General features: G+C 47.5%; 11 protein-coding genes. 4 read left to right on the forward strand and 7 right to left on the reverse strand.

Features of this window, described 5'->3' with window-relative positions; genetic code table 11:
- Positions 1-45 precede the first annotated feature (45 nt).
- From HGO26_RS10785 to HGO26_RS10795, 3 genes are all read left to right on the forward strand, one after another.
- Positions 46-1,317, forward strand: a complete 1,272-nt coding sequence (locus HGO26_RS10785) for a sugar MFS transporter (protein ID WP_168825117.1) — start codon at positions 46-48, stop codon at positions 1,315-1,317.
- 144 nt (positions 1,318-1,461) lie between these two features.
- Positions 1,462-2,676: an RsmB/NOP family class I SAM-dependent RNA methyltransferase gene (locus tag HGO26_RS10790; protein ID WP_168825119.1), complete on the forward strand. Its 1,215-nt coding sequence runs from the start codon at positions 1,462-1,464 to the stop codon at positions 2,674-2,676.
- 148 nt (positions 2,677-2,824) lie between these two features.
- Positions 2,825-5,089, forward strand: a complete 2,265-nt coding sequence (locus HGO26_RS10795; protein WP_168825121.1) for a sensor domain-containing phosphodiesterase — start codon at positions 2,825-2,827, stop codon at positions 5,087-5,089.
- A 234-nt stretch (positions 5,090-5,323) separates the two neighbouring features.
- Here HGO26_RS10795 and HGO26_RS10800 read toward each other — a convergent pair whose 3' ends face one another.
- Positions 5,324-6,337: a D-alanine--D-alanine ligase gene (locus tag HGO26_RS10800; RefSeq protein WP_168825124.1), complete on the reverse strand. Its 1,014-nt coding sequence runs from the start codon at positions 6,335-6,337 to the stop codon at positions 5,324-5,326.
- A gap of 322 nt (positions 6,338-6,659) precedes the next feature.
- On the opposite strand from HGO26_RS10800, the gene HGO26_RS10805 reads away from it, so the two are divergent.
- Positions 6,660-7,130, forward strand: coding sequence for a GNAT family N-acetyltransferase (locus tag HGO26_RS10805; RefSeq protein WP_168825126.1), 471 nt, complete (start codon positions 6,660-6,662; stop codon positions 7,128-7,130).
- 168 nt (positions 7,131-7,298) lie between these two features.
- On the opposite strand, the gene HGO26_RS10810 is transcribed toward HGO26_RS10805, so the two are convergent.
- From HGO26_RS10810 to HGO26_RS10835, 6 genes are all read right to left on the reverse strand, one after another.
- Positions 7,299-7,694, reverse strand: coding sequence for a hypothetical protein (locus tag HGO26_RS10810; RefSeq protein ID WP_211085891.1), 396 nt, complete (start codon positions 7,692-7,694; stop codon positions 7,299-7,301).
- Between the two features lie 95 nt (positions 7,695-7,789).
- Complete coding sequence (recD, locus tag HGO26_RS10815; protein WP_168825128.1) at positions 7,790-10,003, reverse strand: exodeoxyribonuclease V subunit alpha; 2,214 nt, start codon at positions 10,001-10,003, stop codon at positions 7,790-7,792.
- The gene (gene recB / locus HGO26_RS10820; protein WP_168825130.1) at positions 10,000-13,794 is read right to left on the reverse strand and encodes an exodeoxyribonuclease V subunit beta; all 3,795 of its coding nucleotides are present in this window, start codon (positions 13,792-13,794) and stop codon (positions 10,000-10,002) included. The genes recD and recB overlap by 4 nt, the downstream gene beginning before the upstream one ends.
- A complete protein-coding gene (gene recC, locus HGO26_RS10825; RefSeq protein ID WP_168825132.1) occupies positions 13,791-17,606 on the reverse strand; it encodes an exodeoxyribonuclease V subunit gamma in 3,816 nt (1,271 codons plus the stop codon). Before recC ends, recB begins: the two co-directional genes overlap by 4 nt.
- Positions 17,607-17,761: 155 nt before the next feature.
- The gene (locus HGO26_RS10830) at positions 17,762-19,933 is read right to left on the reverse strand and encodes a transglutaminase TgpA family protein (RefSeq protein WP_168825134.1); all 2,172 of its coding nucleotides are present in this window, start codon (positions 19,931-19,933) and stop codon (positions 17,762-17,764) included.
- Positions 19,930-21,036 (reverse strand): DUF58 domain-containing protein, encoded by a 1,107-nt coding sequence (locus HGO26_RS10835; protein WP_345719246.1) that lies wholly within the window; start codon positions 21,034-21,036, stop codon positions 19,930-19,932. Before HGO26_RS10835 ends, HGO26_RS10830 begins: the two co-directional genes overlap by 4 nt.
- Positions 21,037-21,083: the final 47 nt, after the last annotated feature.

Consider the following 21,083-nt stretch of genomic DNA (forward strand, 5'->3'; position numbering starts at 1 on the left):
ACCTTAATTAGTTCCTGATAATAAAAACATACAGAGAGAATAACTATGGCGTCATCAATTAATACCGGTAGCTACACGAGCAGCACTGGCGAAAATGGGTCGGGCAGTTATCGTTTTGCCTTGATCTCATTGACTTCACTGTTTTTTATGTGGGGTTTTATCACCTGCTTGAACGATATTCTGATCCCGCATCTTAAAGCGGTGTTTTCACTGAATTATACTCAAGCCATGTTGATCCAGTTTTGTTTCTTCGGTGCTTATTTTCTAGTCTCAATCCCTGCGGGTAACTTAGTGAAAAAGCTGGGTTATCAAAAGGGAATTGTTTCTGGTCTCGTGATTGCAAGTATTGGTTGTGCGCTGTTTTATCCTGCGGCGGCCCTCGCTACTTACAACTTGTTCCTCGGTGCATTATTTGTTTTGGCATCAGGCATCACAATCCTGCAAGTGGCAGCCAATCCTTATGTCAATGCCTTAGGCAGTAGCGAAACTGCGTCGAGTCGTTTGAATTTAACGCAAGCGTTCAACGCCTTAGGCACAACGGTCGCGCCGTTTTTTGGTGCTATGTTAATTCTTTCTGTTGCCAGTTCAGTATCAGGCGATTTAGCCCAAGCGAGCGCTGAAGCAGAAGTGGTTAAACTGCCATACCTGTTACTTTCTGGCGCCTTGGCAATTTTAGCGTTGATTTTTGCAAAGTTAGATTTACCTGTGATCCGTGAGCATGATGAAAGTGTTCAAGGTGAAGTTCAGACCCATCTAGGTAAAACCAGTGCCTTACAAAGCAAGCACTTAGTGCTCGGTGCTGTGGGTATTTTCGTGTATGTCGGCGCAGAAGTGTCTATCGGTAGCTTTTTAGTTAGCTTCTTAGGTGAAAGCCATATAGCGGGTATGCCAGAAGCCGAAGCCGCCCATTACATCGCCTATTATTGGGGCGGCGCTATGGTGGGACGTTTCATTGGCTCTGTGGTGATGCAAAAAGTACCAGCAGGCTCAGTGCTTGCATTTAATGCTTTTATGGCGGCGCTACTTGTGGTTGCAGCGATGACAACCAGTGGCAGCATTGCCATGTGGGCAATCCTTGGGGTGGGATTATTTAACTCGATTATGTTCCCAACGATCTTCAGCTTAGCGCTTCGTGATTTAGGTCCACACACTTCACAGGGCAGTGGCATTCTGTGTTTGGCGATTGTGGGCGGCGCGATTTTGCCTTTATTCCAAGGCATGTTAGCGGATAATCTTGGCGTTCAGCTCGCCTTTATTCTGCCCGTGATTTGTTATGGTTTTATCCTGTTCTACGGGGCTAAAGGCTCAAAAATGTAATGGGTTAAACTGACTGTGGCAAAAAAGCGATCTTAGGATCGCTTTTTTTTATGGCTTTAACCTTAACTCGGCGCCAGCACGCTTGCGTATTAGGGCCTGACCTCCTATGATCCTCCGGTTTTATCATTCATGGTGACCTTTTAAATGTTGAATTCTCCGCTTTCTGCCAGCTCGAACGAATTAGTGATCAGTATCTTAACTATGGTGCTGAGCCAAGGGAAACCCTTAGATCGGGCCTATTCTCAGCATTTTTCTGGGTTGCAATTGGTACCCGCCGAGCAGGCGCGTATCGCATTAACGACGGGTGATATCCTACGTCGTTTAAATTTATATTGTTATCTGGCGGAAATTAGTCCAGATGAGATGGAGCGTTTTGGCTCTAAATTGCTTAATGCCTGGCATTTATTCCACGGGCTTGAATTGCCTAAAATGCAATATTCGTTGCAAGTTGATGAGGCGCGTTTAGCTGAGCGTATCGAGCAAGCGAAAACTAAGCCTGTGTTGTGGGACGGTTGCCCTGAGTGGCTCGATGTTATGGGCCGTGAGCAACTAGGTGAGTCTTGGGAAAAAGAGCGCGCCGCGTTAAGTACTGCGCCGAAACGTTTTTTACGCGCTAACGGCCTTAAGGTGACTCGTGATGAACTGGCCGCTAAGCTTGCCGCTGAGTTTGTGAGCACGCTCTGTGTTGATGGGGTTGATTCCGCCCTTGAAGTGACCTCCGATTCTGCCTTGTTCCGTACACAAAGCTTTAAAGATGGCTTATTCGAGCAGCAAGATGCGGGCTCTCAGCGCGTAGCTGCGGCGCTTGATGCCAAGCCAGGCATGAAAGTGATTGATGCTTGCGCAGGCGCGGGCGGTAAAACCTTACACATAGCTGCGCAAATGCAGGGCAAAGGACGCTTGTTGGCCATGGATGTGGAGCAATGGAAACTCGACAAACTTAAGGAACGAGCGCGTCGTAATGGGGCACACAATGTCGAAACCCGTGTTATCGCCAGCAGTAAAACCATTAAACGCTTAAAGCTCAGTGCCGATAGGGTATTGCTTGATGTGCCTTGCTCTGGTTTGGGTGTATTAAAGCGTAATCCCGATGCAAAATGGCGTGATACTGTAGAGCGTTTACCCGTGTTAATGGAACTGCAAAAACACATTTTGAGCAGTTATAGCCGCATGGTCAAAGTCGGTGGCATAGTTGTCTATGCGACTTGTTCTATCTTCCCTTGCGAGAACCGCGGTCAAGTGGATGCGTTTTTAGCCGAGAACCCCAACTTTCGCCTGATTGAGGATGAAAGTATCAGCCCAGCCGATAGCGGCTTTGATGGCTTTTACCTTGCCAAACTTGAACGTATTCAAGAATAAAGCATTGCTTTTTAGACTAAAGTAAACCTTTTACCGCGCAGGTAAAGGGTTTACTTAATTAACATTAGTGCCTAGAATTTCTTATAAGTTATAAATATTTAACATTGTTAATCAGTATTTATATTGCAACTTTGCTCTTAAGGAAATTATGGCGTACGGCGTTAACCTTCCAGATCTGCTCGATCATGCAGACGTTAAACTCGCCCACAATGTCAGCATAGCTTGTTATAGCAGTATTCTTTCTATGCTGCTCAATGGCGCACCGCTACATGAAATCTTGCACGCCTTAGTCTTAAAAATCGAAGCTCAAAAAGTAGGAACCAGAGGGTCTGTGTTACTGCTCAGTGCTGACGGTAAACGTCTGTTATTAGGTGCAGCCCCCAATTTACCCGACAGTTACAATCAAGCCATTAATGGTGTTGAAATTGGCCCCAATGTGGGTTCTTGTGGCACGGCTGCCTATTATGCGCAGCGTGTTATCGTTGAAGATATCGCTCAACATCCTTACTGGGTTAATTATAAAGAACTACCATTACGTGCAGGTCTTAAATCTTGCTGGTCAGAACCTATCAAAGATACTCATGGTAAAGTGCTAGGCACATTTGCCATGTATTATGATACGATAAAGTCCCCAACAGAGCAGGATTTAGAACTCATTTCAGAGGCGGCAAGACTGGCGAGTTTAGCCATTGAACGCAGTCGTGCAATGGAGTTTCAGCATTTAGCTGTGAAAATTTTTGACCGGTTACCCCTTGCTCTGGTTATTTCCAATTCTGACGATACAGTTCTCTATGCTAATCCCGCTTTCAGACATATAGTTATCCCTCAAGATACTGATATTGCTAGCTTTCATCCTAAGATTTTTTTAGCATCATCCCAATCTAATGAATTAGTGGGGTTATTTGAGCATTTAGCTCAGGACAGAATGTGGCAGGGTGAGTTGGTGGGTCTTAGGGGAAATGGTGAGGAGTTTTATCTTGACCTTATCGTCACGACCTTCCGAGAGTCCAATGGTCAGCAACCCTGTTTTGCATGGCTATTTTCAGATATTAGTGAACGTAAGAAAGCGGCGCAGCTGATTAAGTATCAGGCCAATAATGACTCTCTTACCGGACTTGCTAACCGCAATGCGTTATTCAAGCAGATCCAAGCGTTAATTACTTCCGACAGTTTGACTCCCGGCTTTAGTTTTATGTTGATGGATTTAGATAACTTTAAGCAAGTCAACGACACCCATGGCCATGACAAAGGTGATGCACTGTTAGTGCAAGTGGTTAAACAGATCAGCGAGTGTGTCGATGACACTATGGTGTTTGCACGCTTAGGAGGGGATGAGTTTGCCTTGCTATTACCTGGGGTTGTTAACCAGAAAGAATTGGCACAAATTGCAGATACAATTAACAAAAATGTGGCAAAACATTATGTGCTAGCCGATGGAAAAGGCGTTTATAGCTCGGTAAGTATAGGGATTGCACGTTTTCCTGAAGATGCCCTCGATCTTGAACAGTTGTTAAATTGTGCCGATCAGGCCATGTATATTTCTAAGGCAAATGGTCGCAATCGATATCATTTTTTTACTGAACAAATGCAGCTAAATGCCGAGCGTGTTGCTAGCCTTCATAATCAGCTTAAGCAGGCATTAGATCAGCATACCTTCGAGCTTTATTACCAACCTATAGTCAATGCGACCACAGGTCTTATTGTCCGTGCTGAAGTGCTGCTGCGCTGGCAGCATGAGGGAACGTTTATTCCACCCGATGAATTTATTCCTATCGCTGAAAACAGTGGTTTAATCGTTGATATTGGTCGAGATGTTCGCCTTGGTGCTATGCAGACTATTTTAGAGATGCAGGAACGAAATTGGCCCATTAATTTATCGGTGAATGTCTCGACTTTTGAGTTTTGGTCCCATGAACTACAAGATGCCTTTGTGGAATCCTTTGCTGCAATTACCGAGCAACTTGAGGTGACAGATTTCCCTTATGACAGATTAACCCTTGAGATCACTGAATCTTTATTGATGAAGCAGCATACGTATCTTATTGATGTACTTAATGGTTTGCGAGTTAAAGGGATTAAAATCTCCTTAGATGATTTTGGGACGGGTTACTCATCTCTATCTTATTTAGCTAATTTTCCTATCGATCAAATTAAAATCGATAAGAGCTTTATCGACAGATTAGATGAAGGCAAACGTCACGAAGCGTTGGTGGAGGCCATAGTGCGTTTAAGCCATGCGTTAGATTTAACTGTGACGGCAGAAGGGGTAGAAACTGAGTCCCAGCTTAAATTTGTAATGGCGAATCATATTCAAGAAATTCAAGGATATTTATTTTATAAGCCTATGCCCAAAGCTGCATTCTTTGCCCTGTTGGCAAAGCAAGCTGAGCTGCATAAGGGTTTTGACGTTTGACCTTGATGTTTGACCTTGATGTTTGACCTAGATGTTTGACCTAGATGTGAGGGCGGCTTAATCAGTGACAGTCTGATTTTGATATTGGGTTTAGATGTAAGGTAATAATTCAAGTTTTAGATATAAAACATTGAAAAAGTAATAAATAAAAAGAGCGCCGAGGCGCTCTTTTTATTACTGAAAACAGGTGCTGCACTGAGTCTCTGCGTTCACATTGAGTCAGATGGGTGAGCGCTAAGATTTAGCTGTTATCTGGCTGTTAATCACTAGACTCAAGTATTCAGTAAAGTCATGACCGTGATTCTGCAGCATTTTGGGGAACATAGAAATCGGCGTGGAACCTGGGAAGGTATTGATTTCATTTAGTAAAATCTCATTGTCCGCGGTTAAGAAAAAGTCGATGCGCGACAGGTGACGCAATTTCATACCTTTAAATGCCTTGATTGCATAGGCGCGGATTTGTTCACTGATCTCAGCCGACACATGCTGTGCCACCACATCGGTGCGTGCTTTACTGTTTTTGGCGTATTTCTCATCGAAGGTGTAGAAGGTGTTGGTATCACAGATGATTTCACCTGGTACTGTCGCCACCACTTCACCGTTGTACTCGTATACTGCGACTTCTAACTCACGAGCTTTAATGGTTTTTTCAACGATAACATAGGGCGCATAGCCGAAAGCATCTTTAAGCACGCCAGCGACTTTATCGCTGTCATCGACTTTATAACAACCAACAGAGGAACCTTGTGAGGCCGCTTTGACGAAGATGGATCCCCATAGTGCTAATGCGGCTTGGGTTTGCTCTATTGCTGCATCATCGAATTGGTTTAGAAAAATATACGGGGTATTCGGAATACCTAAGGCCGAGAACCACATTTTAGCGGTGATCTTATTAAAGCAGTTACTGCTAGCCTCGGATTCACAGCCAAAATAGGGCAGTTGGATTAGGTTAAAATAGGATTGAATGTCACCTGTTTCGCCGGGATAGCCATGAATGCAGGGAATGACGTAATCGACCGGCCATGGGGCTTTGCTCTCATCTCGGAAGCGAATTTCACGGCTATTGGTCAGTTCACAATCATCACCCGCAGCGGTGCGGTATTGACCAAATTTATCCAGTTCGACTCGCAATACACAAAACTGCTCGGATTTTGCCAGTGAGGTTTCAAAATAATTGGCCGACATGAGTGAAATATCGTGTTCGGCACTTCCGCCGCCGCACAGCAAAAGCAGGTTGATCTTAGACATTGTGAGTGATTCCTCAAAGTGAGCAAAATCGGATGACATCGGCCTGTGGCAATACGAATATCATCCTATAGTACAGCCGCTGTCATCTTAGTTTTCTTGCCCCTATGAGTGCAAGGTTTTGCTGACTGATGGCTATTAAGTGGTGAATTTTAACGCATTACATCGCATTGCAAATATGGGGTTGTGCCTTTGTCGGGTTTATTTTGATTTTTGTGGCGTGAGATGGCAATGTCGTTGGACTATTGCTTCGTCACCGTCATCTAAACTGTGCAACCCAGTACGAGTGACACTTACCTTTAGGCAGATTACAGCATGGTATCTCATGGTGAATAAAAACATTCGGTTAGCCCGCTTACAGGATACAGATAGTGTGCAGGTATTACTTGAGCAACTCGGTTATTCTTTGCCCCATGCCGCTTTAGCCCAGACGTTAAGCCAATATCAGCATGATTCTCTGCGCCGCAGTGATGAATTACTGGTGTATGAGCAACATAATGTGCAGGGTGACCTGCAAGTTGTCGCTGTGATGGCCTTAATGTTCTTTGATTATTTCCCCGCCTTGAGTCGTATCTGTCGTATAACCGCAATTGTGGTGGATGCCGACATGCGGGGTCAGGGCGTTGGCTCTCAGTTGATTGCCTTTGCGAAAGAGAGGGGAAAGCAAGAGAATTGCCAGTTACTAGAACTCACTACATCGATGCAGCGCATTGCCACACAGCAATACTATGAAAGTATAGGGTTTACCAAAACATCCTTTCGCTACAGCTTAGTTTTGAGCGAACCAAACGGCTAACTCTTGGCTCGAGCGAGCATAATCAGATCCGTTGTCCTTGTGCATTCGGGTACTGGAAAAACGTTGCGGGTGACATTGATAATTTCAAATTGATTGATTTTAGCAACTGATATTGCTTGGCCCACCACCGATATTTAGTCATCCGAATTTGTACATTAATACAAAAGATCAGAGTAAGTAGTTCAGATCAAAACAGATGTTTAGCCCTAAGTTATAGGCATGATTTTTATGTAAATTCACCATTAACTCGACATCCATCAGTTGCGCTAAGGTCACTGGTCTCGCTTCCCAGCGCGGTGCGTGGCCAGCATCATTACACTGTGCTAGGTATAAACGTCGCGTACTTTGATGTATGCCAAAATACGTCATATTACAACGCTGGCTAATCGTTAAATAGGGCTCAAAGTCGAGTGCATATACCTGCATGTCTTTAAATTCTGACCACTGGATATAGCGGGTTTTTTCATAATAACGCTTAGGTAAAGCGGCATCTGGTGCTATGGCGTCAAACAAGGCAATAACGGCTTGTAGATCCTTAAGTGTAATAATGTCCTTTTTAATCAATGTTTAAATCCTTAGTTTCATGGTTAGAATAAATCTAAAAGCCATATCTTAAAATGTAGTTCCTAAAGTGTTCCCCATTGACCACAAAGCTTCATTTACCCCCAAAGGCGGTCGGCAAGACCCGATGCGCGTTGGGTTGCTTGGCTACTGGCCCGCTCGAATACGTGCTGGGTGCCTAAGCAGGTAAAGTGGACTTTAGCGCGGGTGATGGCGGTGTAGACCAACTCTTTGGTCAGCAGTTGCCATTGGGCTAGGCTGGGGCTCGGCGGCAATACTAAGGCCACACGGCTAAATTCGCTGCCTTGGCTTTTGTGTACTGTCATGGCATAACAGGTTTCATGGCTGGGCAAACGGGCTGGCAAGACTTTTAATAGGCTGCCATCGGCCTTGATGAAGTGCGCCATTAAATGTTCGGGTTTATCTTCATCCTGCAAAATCAATCCGATATCACCGTTAAAAAGGCCTAAGTTATAGTCATTGCTTTGGATGATAATGGGCCGACCCAGATAAAACTCCTGTAGCGGTTTAATCAGCTTGGCATTGGCCAGTGCTTGAGTCACATACTGATTAATGCCTTCAACCCCATAATCGCCCGAGCGCATAGCACATAGAATACGGTACTGGTTAAAGCGTTCAATGATGTCAGCTGTGCTTGGACGCTTGCTTAAATCACTATTACTCGTATCATTGTTACTTGCATGGCTATTCAAGGCACCGAGATAAGTGCCATATTGCTGGCAGGCTTGCTCCAGCAGTGAATTGAGTCCCATATTATTAGCAGGCTCACTCACTTTGGCTTGGGTTTGGCTTACGATCATACTGTGTTCTAACCAGCTCAATTCTGCAGGTCCCTGTTGCCATACCTGCAAAATACCTTGAAGATCTGCGCGATTGACTGCACTGGCGAGCAGTCCAATCCCTGCATCGCCTTTAAATCTGTGGCTGTGCATTAGCATACATAAGCTATCGCCAAGCTTAGGGGCGTCGCTGATATAGGGCGTTAACTCAAAACCTGTTAAAGCACTCAGACGCTCGGCTTGTTCCTTGGAATAGCGCATTTGCCACAGAGCAGGGCTGTTTGACGCTATGTTGTTCTGAGCAAGGTTATTGGGATCTACTGGTATTTTAAGGCCCGCACAAATATCGGCGAGCACAGCGCCAGCCTCAACCGAGGCGAGTTGGTCTTGATCGCCGAGTAAAATCAAACTGGCGTGCTCAGGCAATGCGCTCAGCAGCTTGTACATCATGGGCAAATCGACCATAGAGGCTTCGTCGACAATCAATAAGTCGAGCCTAAGCGGATTACTTTGATGGTGGCGAAAGTGCGGCGAATTGGGGATCACCCCAAGCAGTCTGTGTAAGGTTGAAGCTTCCTCTGGAATGCGGCCCAGAGCCGTTAAAAAGTCTTGGCTATTTCTATTGCGAACTTCATCAATAACATTAGCATGGGCGCTGAGTTCCTTCGCCAGACGCGCTTTTGAGGCTTTGATTGATTCGCTTAAGCGAGCCGCCGCTTTTCCCGTTGGCGCGACTAAACGGATTTCCTGCTGTGATTCCATTTGTAGCAATAACAAAAGTTTAGTTACAGTGGTGGTTTTACCCGTACCTGGGCCGCCAGTGATCACTGACAGTTTTTTACCCAGCGCTGTGGCCGTTGCGACCTTTTGCCAATCAATGGGTGCTGTGTCTTCACTGTTAGTGAGTACATTGGTAGTGAGTGAATGGGGATCGCTCACATTGGCAGGGAACAGTTGATCTAGCAGTGACCTCAACTTAGCGATTTGCGGTTGCTTTTGGTGGCTTGTTTCTTCAGATAATTGCCTAGATACACTTCCGGACAAGCGGATTAATGAGGCGGCCACTGAGGTTTCAAATTGATGATAACGTTGTAAATAGAGTCTGCCATTATCAAAAATAAGTGGTTTATTGCTGCCCGCTTGGCCGACGGCATCAAAGGTTTGCAAGGTCTCAGTGAGCGCTTCGAGACTTAAACTGATTTTACAATGGCTATTTTGCTCGGCCATGGGATTAAGCGGCACGATATGAGCGAGTACTAGGCAGCTGTGCTGTGAAGATAATTGCTGGCTTAATAGCGCACACAGCAAAATAAACAAGGGCTGTTGGCTGTCGCTTGGATGCAAGTGACTCATTTCGAGTGCGAAATGCCGATCGAGCGGTGTGAGCAGTCGTTCTTGCTCCCACTGTTTTAACAGCTCTGGCAGCGGCGCTGTAAGCTGAATTGCGCCATGGTCTATCCATTTCGCCGCTGTGAGTGAATGTGCATTTAGCCCTTGGGTTGAGCGCATCATGCCGTGACTCCTGTATCTATTGCACGAGCCAATCTGCTGTGAAATAAATTGTCATTAAAAAGTGAATCTAGCGCGAGAATAAGTGCCTTCGGCGGCTTGTCGTAGTAAATACCATAGCCGGGATATTGAGCTGACATTCCCCGTAAGAACAAGTAATAACAACCGCCTATGTGGCTATCGTAGTCATAACTTGGCAGGCGTAAACTCAAATACCTGTGTAGCGCCAATGAGTAGAGAATGTACTGCAAATCGTACCTGTGATCGGTTATTGCGCTTTGCAGCGCGCTCTGATGATAGGCATTGATGTTGTTGCCTAAATGATTCGACTTATAGTCGGCGATATAATATTGACCTTGGTATTCAAAGGTTAAATCGATAAAGCCTTTGAGCATGCCCTTGAGATCATCAAACTTAAGTGTCGACTCATAGCCAAATTGCAGCAGTAGCGCATTGAGCTCAGTATCTTTAAGTTCGCTTAAGGGTAAATAAAACTCCATTTCGACTAAGGTATTCTGCGGCGATAACTTGGCTAAACACAGATCTGGATGAGCAGGTTTGACGGCGCTTACGGCTCTTACATGGCTAGTGACCTGCGACTCTAAGGCGTGCGGCATAGCGCACAGCGGTGCATGCAGCACATCCAAATACCAAGTATGTAATACTGTTTGCCATTCGGGTGCGATACCGTATTGCAACATGGCTTTAGGCAATTGCAGCGGTAAGTCGATTTCTGCCTGCGTAAAATCAATCTCTTCTAACACTAAATGCATAAAGCTACCGGCATTAGCGCCGCGCTCAAAGTTAAAGCGATTGAGCATGCCATCCTGCAGCTCATGGCTTGCCTCATTAGGAATAGAGAGTGTTTGCGCAGCCGTATATTCAAGCGTACCTAATATTTCATCATCGGCGCCCGGCGCGGCTTTACCATGGCTGGTATTTTTAACGAGACCTGAATAACTGCCGACTCGCCACGGCGTGCTGTATTGGCGGGTTAAGGTTTTCGCGCTAAGTATTTGCGCTATGTCTTGGCTTGAGGGCAATGGGCGCTCGTCTATGTCATCGGGCACCTTATCAATACTTATGGCTTCCACATCTTGAGCGAGCTGCTGCGCAGCATTGCAGATACGGGCAAAGTCACATTCTGAGTCGTCTATGCCGAGCAGATAGCCGATAGCGGTTTCATGCAGCTGACTTTTAAGGCCATTTTTAAGCTGACGACTGTGATTGGCGATATACAAGTAACACAAATACACTGGGCGAGTGAGCGCCACATATAGCAAGCGCAAGTCTTCGGCCAAGGTTTCTTGTTTGGCGCGATCCCAACCCTCATCCGTGCCTTCGATATCCCATACTAGCTCTTGCTCACCTGCATCGTTAGTTCTGTGGTACAGCATAGGCGTCGGGCGGCGGCGATTGTCACGGGCTAGGCTAACAAAGGGCACAAAACATACGGGATACTCAAGCCCCTTACTCTTATGGATAGTGACGATCTGTACTAGATTCTGCTCGCTCTCAAGGCGTAGCTGCTGTTCATCGGTGCCTGTGTTATCAATCAGTTGCTGTTCATACCAATTGAGTAGGGCACTCATACCATCAAGTTCGGTGGCTTTTTGTTGTAATAGCTCGGCAAGGTGGCGAAAATCCGTCAGGCGGCGCTCACCGTTTGTGGCATCTTGCTCTTGAGCATCTACCTCTGCACTGGCGGTGTGCAGTAAACGGTCAATCAGCTTAGTGCTATTGGCAAGGCTTAATAGCGCGGGCATGATGCCGCGTTTTTGCCACACTTGGTGCAAGTTAAAAAATTGCTCTAATAACAGCTGTCTGTGTTCTTCATCTTGGTTAAAGGCATGGATTTGCTCGGCGCTATAACCTAATAATGCCGTGGCTAGGGCGCTGCGCAGTGCCCGTTCATCTTTTGGGTTCGCTAGAGATCGCAAAATTAACGCCATTTCCCGCGCTTCAAGGGTATCGAACACACTGTCGCGACTTAAAAACACTGCGCCTATGTGGCGTTTACTTAATGCGGTTTTCATCACTGCCGCTTCGTTGCGATCCCGCACTAGGATAGCGATGTCTTTAGCGATCAACGGCCCTTTAGGGCTGTGGCATTCGCCATTGGCCGCATCTGTCAGTAAATGGGTAATTTGTGCCGCCGCGTCTTCTGCGAGCAAGTGTCTTGCCGTGGTTTTGTTGAGGCCGTTTTCTGCGCTTTCGCTTAAGAGTCTTAATCTTAAGGCGGCAGGATTGGCGGTTTTTTCAGTGAGGATTTTCCCTTTAGCACTGCTGGGCGTTTTCACGCTATCAAAGGGGATCGATTGACTGATAAACGGATCGTGATGCTGGCTAAACAGATGATTAACCCCAGCGACCATGTTTGCGCTTGAGCGGTAGTTGGTATCCAGATGATAGTGGGCCTGCGTATGATGACGGGCCTCAATATAGGTATGGATATCGGCACCGCGAAAGGCATAAATGGCTTGCTTAGGATCGCCAATCATCAACAGGCTAAGCTTATTTTCTGTATCGTTTTTGCTTTGTTCAAACGAGTAACGGTCTTGGTAGATGCCAGAGAAGATCGCAAATTGCAGCGGATCGGTATCTTGGAATTCATCAATAAGTGCGACGGGGAAACGTGTTGCCACGGCTTTGGGCAAGGTTTCATTATTGGCGTTTAACGCGCTCGCTAATGTCGTGAGTAAGTCATCTGGGGTCAGCACATTTTTTTGTTGTTTTTGCTGGGCAAATCGCTCGCTTATGCCGAGTTTCGCGCTATATAAAAATGCTGGTTTAATGGCGGCAATCAATGTGGCGAGTTGCTCCATATGATCCATCAGCGGTGCTTCGCTCACACTTGGGATGACGCCGCCCTTGTTGAGTTTTAACTCAGACAGCGATAAGGCTTCTAACTCTTTCAGCGGCGGCAACCCATGACCGAAGGCGAGCCAGTTATCTAATGCATCGAACATGGCGGCGAGCTTGGGGTACTTATCCGTTGCTTTGCCAAAGCGGGTGCCGTTGAGTGGCAAACTGTGTAGCAATGCCAATAAGCCATCGCGTCCCCGTGGCCAAGCTAATTTAAAGCGCTCTAAACTTTGGCGCAGTGACAGGGCCAAGGCATCAAACTTAAGCGCGGGTTTCAGAGGCTTTGCTTGACTGGCGCTAAGGAGCGGCCGCAATTGTTTGACCAAACCATCGGGCTCGCCAAATTCCTTAGCAATGATTTGCGCTAAGTAATCGGGCAGCGGATAACAGGCCTCACGCCAAAAATCCCGCACCGCATGGTGCAAAAATTCGCTGTCGTCCAAGGTAAAGTCCGATTCGAACAGCAAGGAAGACTCAAAGGCGAGATCCGATAAAATTCGCTGACAGAAACCGTGGATGGTAAAAATCGCCGCTTCATCGAGGGATTTAAGGGCGAGATCGAAACGCCGCAGGGCAATGGCGCGATCACTCTCAGGGGTGTTGTCATACAACGCCTGCACAAAGGGATCGGCAATCTTTAGCCCTAAGAAGCACTTAAAGGCGACTTGAATACGCCGGCGAATACGATCCCGTAATTCTTCAGTGGCCGCATTAGTGAAAGTTACCACGAGAATTTGCTCACAGGTCAGCGGCGCGGCGATGCCATCGCCAAGCAATAAGCGTAAATAAAGACCTGAAATGGTGTAGGTTTTACCTGTGCCAGCGCTGGCTTCAATCAGACGACTACCGCCAAAGGGTAGAGTGAGAGGATCAAGCGCTTGTGGTGCAGAATGTAAGGCTTGCGTGTTCAACGGCATCTGTTCACTCATGCTTGCTCTCCCTGTGCGCTATTGCGGTTCAAATGTGGTGCGAGAGCTTGTGTGTCAGTCGCGTGTTCATTAGCAGGGCCTTGGCTCATGCCATCGTTCAGCGCAAATTCCTCAAGCTGAGCCAGCGTGTCTTTGAGATATAAACTCACCATAGGGCGATAGATGCGCTCGGCTAATGCGCCAAAGCTATCCTCAGAGAAATCCCGCGGGAAGCTGAATAATCGCTGGTAATGGGGCTCATTTCCTTCTCCAAAAGCAGCTTCACCCAATTGACTCTGCTCATCTAACCATTCGGGTAACGCTTGCTGCAAACGCTCATCGTGCTCACCCTCGCAGCTGACGTAGGCCAGTGACGTGCGCGGCATAAAACACAGTGGGTGTTGTTGGCCTTGGTAAAACAACACTAACAAATCGGCCAGTAACGCATGGGCGCGCTCAGCTGTGATTGGCGCTAAGGTGTGGAAGTGCCCCATGTCGAGTAGATAGCTTGCATGTGTGTGGCCCATTGCCATTAAACACAGGTGGCGAAGGTACAACCTCAGCACATCGCGACCGTGTGCGCTACCAGGGCGGTAATTGACTAACCCCTTAGGGCTGATGTCATCGATACGACCTTGCAGTAACACTTGCTGGGATTTACCTGCCGTGATGGGCAAGTCAAACACGAGTTTAATATCCGCATGGCTGCTGGCTTGTTCTCCCTTGAGGAACAAGGTTCTGCCAATCAAAGGTTTAATATCATGCTGATATTGGCGCAGTAGCAAATCATCGAAGGGCTGCATGGGCAAAGTGCCACTGGCTTTGAGGCGTTTAATCAGCTCGATATCGGGCTCAGTCAGACCTTGGCCTATGGCATCGTCGAGTAACTGGGCCTGCAACATATAGCGCTCTAGGGCATTTAGACTAAAGGGCTCGTCATTATCATCGGCCTGAATATTAAGGCTGAGATCGACTTTTAACGTACGGTTGAAGAAGTACTGCGCTGGATTTCGAAAGAAACGGATCAGGGCTGACACATCCACTTGCTTGCTTTGCTGTTGTTCGTGCTCAGAAGCTGGCTGTGCCTCTGTATCTGGCACTGAGTCTTGTTCATCCGCTTCGAGCATGATGCGAGTTTGCGCGCCGATAAAGCGGCCCGCATGTGTGCCCGCAGCGCCCGCATTGGGCGGACACCATTGCAGGCTGTAACTTTGGCCTATGCCCGAGCTATTTGGGGTTCTGCCTGAGCCATCTATGTTTGAGCCATTTTTGTCATCACTTTTTACTGCGGCTTGATACAACTTAGGATCGAAGGGTTGCAGTGGCTGGTGGCTGACAATCGCGTTATAGAGGGCTTTTTCGGCATCCTCTGGGTCTATGGGGCTTGCAGCTTTTTGCGATTGAATCAATAGGGCCTCAGGCAAATAGCACAGCTGACAATATTCAATCAGCTCAGAGACGAGCATAGAGGCGATACGTTCAGAGTTATCCCGTTCGCTGCGGCCAATATAGCTGATATACAGTTGTTCCCGCGCCGACAATAAGGCTTCTAAAAACAAATATCTGTCATCGAGGCGGCGGGAGCGATCGCCTTTACGGGCACCGAAATGCGCCATTAAATCAAAGCCGACGGGATGTTGAACCCTAGGATAAACCCCATCGTTCATGCCGAGTAAACACACGACCTTAAAAGGAATCGAGCGCATCGGCATCAAGGTACAAAAGTTCACGCTCCCCGCAAGATAACGCTGGCCGACCCGAGATTCGGTTAAGCGTTGATTAAACCACTGTTGCAGCACTTCAATACTGAGGCTAAGCCCGCTTATGCGCTCTTGGGTTAGCGCCTCTAGCGGATTTGTCTCTAACGTTTTTGTATCTAAGGGCCTGCCCGCCGATAGTAACTCTTGCTCTAGGGCGGCAATGGCATCGCGGATTTCCTGTAATTGTTCGTGTTCGTCTTCATCTGTGTCGTAGAAGGCATCTAGTAGCTCAGTTAATTCCGCTAAACGCAGGGCGCCCACTTGCGGCAGGGCGAGTATTTGCGCCGTTTCATCGAGTACTTCAATAAAATTGAGTAGCTTACCTAACGCCTGCGCCGATTGGCCTTCGATGCCAGTGACGACAAGATGGTCTTGATAGAGCGGCGCATCGTCACTCAAGGCGTAACCTAAAATCAGCCTTTTAATACCAAAGGCCCAAGAGTTTTGCTCAAACGCTGGCACACCTTGTTTAAGGCGGCTTTGTTCATCGCGGCCCCAGCGCACGCCCGCTTCATCTAACCAGCGGCGGATCAGTTGCAATTCATCGTCATCGAGCTGGAAACGGCGCAAAATGGCGGGCACTTCGAGTATGCTCAAAATGTCAGTAAGACCAAAACGGCTCTGATTAATCCCGAGTAAATTTAAAAAGCTATTGATGAGCGGTGATTCCTGCGCTGCGCCGCGGTCGGCAATGGCGTAGGGAATGTAATGCAGGCCTTGCTTCGCCGAGAAGACGGCATCGATATAGGGGGCGTAGGCGGCGACATCGGGCATCATCACCACTATGTCTTTAGGCGTCAGGTCGACATCATTGCTGAGTAACTCAAGCAAGTGATCGTGCAGGGTTTCGATTTCCCGCAGTGGGCTGTGACAACTCTTGACTCGAATAGATTCATCGTCGCGCTTTAGTAGGCGTCTGTTCTCGACATTTTGGTACAGATCGGCATCTGGCCCTAGTACTCTGTCTAAGGTTTGCATCTCTAAAATATCGTATTGCACGCCGTGGAGCATGCTGGCGTTACTGTGTGGCGAGTTGGGATCGTCACAGGGCTCACAATACACATCATCGCCAAAGTCGCAGTGTTCGGCGGGGAGCTCAAGCAGCATATCGAGTAATTCACGGCCCATCTTGCCGTTATTGGCAAGCAGCGGGTTACCCACTTCGAGTTTATCTTCCCACAGTTCGGCTAATTGGCGTTTACCCGCATATTGCACCGCCATGCGGGCCCGATTACGGGGATCAACAATGTCGCCCCAATAGTGCTGACAGGGGCTTAAGCCAAGCACGATCACATCGATACGACTTGCCAGATGGTAAAGCACTTCAAGGGTTTGCGGCGCCATCGAGGAAATGCCAAACACAAATAGGCGTTGTGGCAATTTGGCGAGTGACGTGTCGGGATGATTCAGCGCTGCAATTAAGTCACTGTGCAGGTTGGCCCTGTGGTAATGGCTTTGATTAAGCTCATCACGGTTAAAGGCAATGAGCGCGCGCCATAAAATGGGTTGCCAGCGTTGGTCTTCATTCAGCGGCTTGGTAAGTGAGTCGGGATGCTCGTTTTGCTCCCACGCTAAAATCCAATCGGGGCGATACACTAAGTATTGGTCGAAGATATCGGCAATCCGCCCACAGAGTTGGTACAGCTTAATATCGTCAGCCGTCATATCACGGGTGTTGTGCTGTTCATTCGTGTCGGCGGCATTTGTGCTGGATTGCTGATGACTTAGATAGTGTCTCAACGGCCCAAAGGCGTCATTTTGCAACATGCGCGGTAAGAGTTGCATCAGCTTCCACGTCATCGCCGCCTTAGTGAAGGCGTTGTCCTTAGGCACATCGGGTAATAAGTCATGGCACAACTGCCAGGTAAAGCTCGATGGCAGCGGGAATTCCAGTGCGGCGGCAATTCCATTTTGTTTGGCGATTTCGAGGCGTAGCCAAGTCGACATGCCGGGACTCTGTACCAGAATATGCTCGTTACTCAGTAGACGTGCAAAAGCAAGGGGTTGGGTCAGGTAAGCGGCTAAATGGGCGCAGAGCACTTCCATCTGATTGGACTGGATTAACTTTAGCATGTGCAACTCGGCATGGTGACAATAAAACAATTCTATGTGTTTGATTTATAAGATTCAACACTATTGCTGCTTCTGTGGAATTAACCCGCAATTTTAGGTGTTTATTGGTGCTTGCTCCGATGAGGTATCGTCAGTTACAGCTCAGTTGACGAATGCTAGGCTAGATTGAACTTATCTTTCACTTTGGCTCTGAGCAATAACCAGTTGAGTTGCTTCGCCGCCGCTTTAAATGCGGTTAAATGCGCTTGATAGTCTTTAGCCGGTAAATCTTGGTACTTCAGCGCTACATAACTTTGTGTCAAGGTTTGAAACAGCGTGCAAAGCTTTGGTGCACTGTGTTGGTATTGCTCAATAATCTGCTGCGCAAATTGATTTGGTCCATCACTGTCTTTGCGCTTAATGCCATGGTGTGCGAGACGATTACAGAGCTGTTGATAACGAGTACTAATGGGATCGCCTTGAACTCTAAAATGTAATAAGCCCGCGCTGTAGGCGATATAGAGCACGATAAGGCTGATACAGAGCCCCATAAAGACCGCAATTTTAGTGTGAGTCACATCGCCTAAAATGCCACTGAGCACTTGATTCTGCTTCTCTTGGTTAAAACCCAGTACCCACACGCTCCAGTAATAATCTATGCTGGCAAAACGTTGTCTTAACTCATTGAGCCAAGGCATTGATTTAAATCGTAAGCTACTAAAAGGGCTTTCCTGCAGGTAACTTTGCTCGGGATCAAACTGGGCGTCGAATCCTTGTTCGATACGATCGGGCGCCACCATAGCGGTCGGGTCGAAACGCACCCAACCTTCACCTTCAAGCCAGACTTCTGCCCATGCGTGGGCCATATATTGATACACACTGTAGTAACCCGCTTGCGGATTAAATTCACCGCCCTGATAGCCTGTGACCATACGTGCGGGTAAACCTGTGGCCCGCGCCATAAAAATGAAGGCTGCGGCATAGTGCACGCAAAAACCGGCTTTGTTTTCAAATAAGAAATCATCCACTTGCTGCGGCCCAAGGGGAGGCGGCGTGAGAGTGTAGAAAAAAGGCTCACTATTAAAGTGGCCCATCATGGCCCATAGTCGTGGCTTAGGCGCGGGATACTGAGTCTTAAACTGCTCAGCTAACGCCAAAGTGCGTGGATTACTTTGGCTCGGCAGTTCGAGGTTAATCTGCCTTTGCCGCGCCGATAGCTTGAGGTCCATCTTCGCCTTAGGCCAAGACTCCACTTGATAACTCATTCGCTGATCGATATTGCGCAGCGCCAACAGCCGATAGTCGGGCATATTGACCACGTTATCATCTTGGCTATAGGCCACATCGAGACCAAATAACCACGGCTGGTGGCTCGGCTCAGTAATCACTTGATAACGAATACTATGCTTATCTTGCTTACTTAATGCGATCTCTTGATCTTCACTGCTTATCGGAGCAGGACTATTGCTCATGGGATCACTCATGGGATCAGGATTATTGACCATCAATGCTGGGCTGGGCCGTGAGGGCGGAAACAGCAGCGCATCTTTTTGCAACTGTTTAATCCCCGCTTCTTGGCGCCAAGTGACACCATCATAGTTCTCCATCACGAGGGCGCGCCAATATAACTCGGCATTAATGGGCTTTGCATTGGTAAAACTCGCCCTAAAGGCAAGTTTAGTCGAACGGGTAAGCTTACCTATATCACCAATCGCCAGACTATCGGACAAGCCCGTTTGGGCTTCTTTCATGTTGGGCACTAACCAGAGCGGTGCAAGACGCGGTAACACTAAAAATAACAGCAGCGCGAGGGGAAGGCTCTGGAGTAAAAATTTGCCACCGATCCAAGCCGTGTGTTTTAAGGATTGCTTATCTTGATACAAAGTCACGAGCACGCAGGTGTTGATCAACGTCACCACGAGTAAATGCGCGGTATTGAGTAAGGATTGGTGATCAATAAAGGTCAGCGCGATAATAAAATAGCCCGCGAGGACGACAACGCGCACATCCCTTTGATTACGCATTTCAATGTATTTTAAGGCATAACCTAACAGCAGCAGATTTACTAGCGCATTGAGTAAGCCTATTTCCTTTGAGACGAGTGCCAGTGTGGCTGCGGCGCCGATCGCAAGACTGGTGACCAAAAAACGCGGTGGTTTTGCCACTTTGCCGACATAAATCCCCACACGCCACAGCAAACAGATAGCGCAAATGCCCAAAGTCCAAGGCGTGGTTTTATCAAATAGTGGGCTTAATACCGCAATATTGGTGATCAATAACCAAAAAAGTGTCTGGCGGCTAATATTGTCGCCGATTTGAGGTGTCGTGCTATTGGCCGCTAACTTCATACTTGCTCCCTCGAAGTAGGGATATGATGCTGCTTGCGGGGAGCTTGATTCGTTTTTTGTGGCTGATTAGCGACTGATGACTGATATGGGGGCTTCGCCACTGAAGGCGCTAATTGTGGATATAAGGCAATGGCTTTTTGACAGGCGATCCTGTGGTGATTGCCTATCGCGGGCGCGATCAAGAAATCGTCTCCCATTGGGTTTTGCAGATGTAAGCCAAAATACTGCTCAAGTTGCGTGAGTTTATTGACTTGCCAGCTTAGCTGACTCAATTGGGTTTCGAGGCGTTTGGCATCGGGTCTGAGCCTTAACCAGACGGGATCACCTTGGGGCTGCTGGAATTCTTTAGTCAGCATGCCTCGACCTTGTGCCCATTGTTTCCATGCCACTTGCTTGAGGGATTCGCCGAGCACATGGGGTTTAAGGCCTTTAAACTCATCGATGCCTGACACATGTTTACCCGCCAGTAGCAGGGGATCTTGCTCAGACTGAGTATGATCAGACTCAAGCTGCAGCGGCGCTTCAATCGGCTGGGCAAAGACTAAGTGACTAATGGCCAAATCCACATGGGACCATGCGCGGCAAAGCCCTAAGGGATAGAAGGATTCAATTTTGAGCCGACCCGGTGACACTTGGCCCCGCTGATGATATTCGAAGGGTACGAGCGCTTGTTGTTCATCTGTGCCGACGTTCTGCACCGTATAAGTGCGATTATGCGGATAGTTAAGTTGTATGTTATGGCCACTATGGTGAGTGTTGATAAGGACAGGAAAAGTTAAGGTTTCGCCCGCATAGACTTCGGGCGGCGTCGTGGCCCGTACATGTAAGCCGGCCAGATTTTTGTAACTGTATAGAATGCAGGTATTAAAGAGGCTTAGGAGTAAGATGCTGAGGCCAATGACTAAGTTGTTTTGATAGTTAGTGCCGAATAAGTATAAGAGTAAAACCAGACCAAGCCAAACTAACCCAAAACCGCTCGGCAGAATAAAAATGCTGCGATGGCTTAAGGTTATTTCGGGACTCGGTGGCAAGCGTCTTGCTAACCAACGTTGCCAAATCGGGACTAACGTCGGAATGAAAGTCGGGAGTATCAGTCGTTTCACTTCTGAGTTATTTCCTTAGTTTAATGCGTTAACTGCATACTTTAGCG

The sequence above is a fragment of the Shewanella oncorhynchi genome (genome assembly GCF_012584455.1).
GTDB lineage: Bacteria > Pseudomonadota > Gammaproteobacteria > Enterobacterales > Shewanellaceae > Shewanella > Shewanella oncorhynchi.